This is a genomic window from Acinetobacter sp. ANC5681 (assembly GCF_023488045.1).
Classification (GTDB): Bacteria; Pseudomonadota; Gammaproteobacteria; order Pseudomonadales; family Moraxellaceae; genus Acinetobacter.
Genome location: NZ_JAMFKZ010000066.1, coordinates 1 through 2,895, shown reverse-complemented (window position 1 = coordinate 2,895; position 2,895 = coordinate 1). Strand labels below are relative to the sequence as shown.

5 protein-coding genes are annotated in these 2,895 nt (G+C 36.6%); 3 read left to right on the top strand and 2 right to left on the bottom strand.

Translation table 11 applies throughout. The features are described from left to right. Positions 1-259 precede the first annotated feature (259 nt). Both M5121_RS15660 and M5121_RS15655 read right to left on the bottom strand, forming a co-directional pair. Positions 260-514, bottom strand: a complete 255-nt coding sequence (locus M5121_RS15660; RefSeq protein WP_249571688.1) for a hypothetical protein — start codon at positions 512-514, stop codon at positions 260-262. A 34-nt stretch (positions 515-548) separates the two neighbouring features. Further along, positions 549-755: a hypothetical protein gene (locus M5121_RS15655; protein WP_241307461.1), complete on the bottom strand. Its 207-nt coding sequence runs from the start codon at positions 753-755 to the stop codon at positions 549-551. A gap of 108 nt (positions 756-863) precedes the next feature. On the opposite strand from M5121_RS15655, the gene M5121_RS15650 reads away from it, so the two are divergent. The 3 genes from M5121_RS15650 to M5121_RS15640 are packed head-to-tail and all read left to right on the top strand — an operon-like array spanning position 864 to position 2,553. Beyond that, entirely contained in the window at positions 864-1,082 is a 219-nt protein-coding gene (locus M5121_RS15650; protein ID WP_249571687.1) for a hypothetical protein, read from the top strand. Beyond that, a complete protein-coding gene (locus tag M5121_RS15645; RefSeq protein ID WP_249571686.1) occupies positions 1,082-2,239 on the top strand; it encodes a replication initiation factor domain-containing protein in 1,158 nt (385 codons plus the stop codon). The genes M5121_RS15650 and M5121_RS15645 overlap by 1 nt, the downstream gene beginning before the upstream one ends. Then, a complete protein-coding gene (locus M5121_RS15640) occupies positions 2,239-2,553 on the top strand; it encodes a hypothetical protein (protein WP_249571685.1) in 315 nt (104 codons plus the stop codon). Before M5121_RS15645 ends, M5121_RS15640 begins: the two co-directional genes overlap by 1 nt. The last annotated feature ends 342 nt before the right edge of the window (positions 2,554-2,895 follow it).

Sequence of the window (2,895 nt, the reverse complement as noted above, 5' to 3'; positions counted from 1 at the left end):
ATAATTTCTGCATTATGTTACTTGACGTTTTCGTTGTACAAATAATCCCACTGGAGAGTCTCCAGTGGGTTTTTTGTCAATGATGCGATCATATATAACGCACTCGAACGTCATTTAACATCAATGCTCATTATGCGTAATCGAAGTAGAGCAGGAGGAGGGAGGACGAGCGAAGCGACGGACCGACCCGAACGATCTGTGATACTTCGATTTCATATTAATCTTAATAATACTTAATTATTTTTTTAATAAGTTAAATCTATAGATTGCAAATAAAAATTAATTCCACTAGTTTTTTATTCATTTTATTTGATTGTTTTTTTAGAATATTTTGCCCTTCTTTGCTTCTAATTAATTCCTGACATTTTTCTTGTTTATTTTTAATTTTTGTGTCTGTAATTATAGCTATAGTTATGTTGTCTTTTGTATTGAATATTACACGTGCTCTAATTTTTTCCGCATAAATTTGGTTGCTTGCTACTATTAGCAAGCCCCATAAAGTCATTTTTTTCACTAATTCACCTAGTACTCAGCATCAACAAATATAATTAATCTGCTTTTTTTACTTCTTCGATATATTTTGTTACATCTTTCGCACTTATCTCTTTTAAGTGCTTGTAAATTAAAGCATTAATTACGTCTGCTTCTTCAATTCTTTCTTTTGTTTCAATAATAAAGTCCAAAGATTTTTCTTTGATTGCTTCAACGAATTCCCCGCGAATTCTATATGTTTTTGATAAGTCTGATTTTTTCATGTGATGTCCTAACATTGTTTCATGCAACAACATTATTGTGTCACACGTTGCGGTGTTGCGTGCAATTCTGTTATATTCCTGTGAAATTGTTGCTTGTGATGTTGTGACATGGAAAAAGATTTAGCTTTTGAGATCGTAGCCAAGATTATTCATGATCGGGGAGTCGAGCTAATTGTGGGTGGTAATCCTGCTTTTGAAACTGAGCTTGTTCTTTTTTACATTGAATCAACGATGATCCAGTGGGGCTTTAAGAATCCTAAAGTTGCTGCTTACTGTGACGCTATCAAAGCCGAAAACGATAATTTCAGAGATATGGGAATTTGCTAATGGATAAGTATAAAAAACAACCAATCCCCACTGCATTATCGGGGGGAATGAAAAAATCGGCAGTTGTAACCCCCATTAATAAGATGGGGGTAAAGGTATCCGATACACGTCCACAAGACGCCGATCTCCCGTACCAACACAATCCGCTATACACAATCCCATCAAGTCATATGATCATCACAAATGATGGCGTGAAGCATATCGAATACAGAATGCCTGCTGATAACGAGATAGCAGTTATTGACTGGGTAAACTTTACAATCGGTTTAGAATCTTTAAGCGACACATTATGGCAAGAAGATGAATTTATTCTTGAATCACATAGATGTACTGCTGCTGTAGCTATTCTTGATCCGCTTCTTGAACATATCTTTGGATTTTCAACGACTTCATGTCGTAACAATGGTCTTAATTTTTATAACCAAAGTTATATTTTAGGTGAAGATTTCGGATTCGTTTGTATTGGTGGTCAACGTAATACGATCTTGATCATGATTAATGGTCGTGGCTGTAATTTTGCTAAAAGTGGTTGGGAATTAAGACTTTACAACTTCTTAGTAACCCAAGCGAAACGAGCTAGATTAACCCGTGTTGATATAGCACATGATGATTTTGAAGGTAAAAATATCAGTGTTGACTGGGGTAATATGCAAGATGGGTTGGCGGGGTTTCAACTCGGAAATCGTGCTCCTAACATCGAGCATAAAGGCAACTGGCGTAGACCAAATGGTAAAGGTCGCACTCTATGTATCGGCAGCCGAGATTCAGGTAAGTATCTGAGATTATATGAAAAAGGTCGTGCTGAGGGTGATCCTAACGACAATTGGCAACGTGCTGAGGTTGAATTTAAATCAATAGATCGTGTCTTGCCATTTGACATGCTGCTTGCACCCAGTGAATTTTTTATTGCAGCTTATCCATGTTTCCGTGATCTAGCTGATCATCTACAGCCTGAACGTATCGAAACAATTACTAAAACGGCTCAAATCAATTTTCAAACCGCTATTGAGAATCTTAAACATCAATACGGCAAATACATCAACGTCTTTAAAGACGTATTCGAACCTGAAGAACTCATCAATTTAATTTGTTGCTCTGATCCGCTTGCATTTCCCAAGCGACTCGATCATGTGCTTATAACTGCTCGGAGAATGTAATGCATACATCAACTGTAAAAATCTTAGGTGCTAAAGCTGTTGATTTTAAACCAACTGACGGCTCTGGTCGTCATTACGATCACGTACAGCTATTTTGTCAAATCCCAATGGATTTATCACAAGGTAATGCGATTGGCAATGGTTGTGAGACTTTTAACTGGCAAGACTCAGCAAATATAGCTTTGCTACGTAAATTTAAACAGTCTGATTTTCCGCTTGAGGCAAAGATCACATTTGACATGGTTACTAGTGGTAAAGGCGTTAAATACGTTGTTTGTGATGTTGAGCTTCCACAACCAGTTAAAGTTCCTTAATCATGGAACAACAAGAAGAAATTCTAGTTTGTACGGCTTGTGATGCTGAGTACCCAATGCAGCAAGCCGACGATGACAATTGGGAATATTGCCCAAAATGCGGTGAGACATTTTTATGACTGAACGTGTAGTTAAGGTTTATCCGAAGAAAGAACAGCTTGAGTATGTTGTTGAATCACTCCAAAAGTCATATGACGACTTTGACTATCATCGTATGAGCGTCTCCAGTGATCTACGTAAAGAATACGATCTATGTTTAACAAACTTATCCGGACAGATCAAATATATAAAAAGCCTTTACAAATCAAATACTTAACAATACATAATTACGTATAATGTATA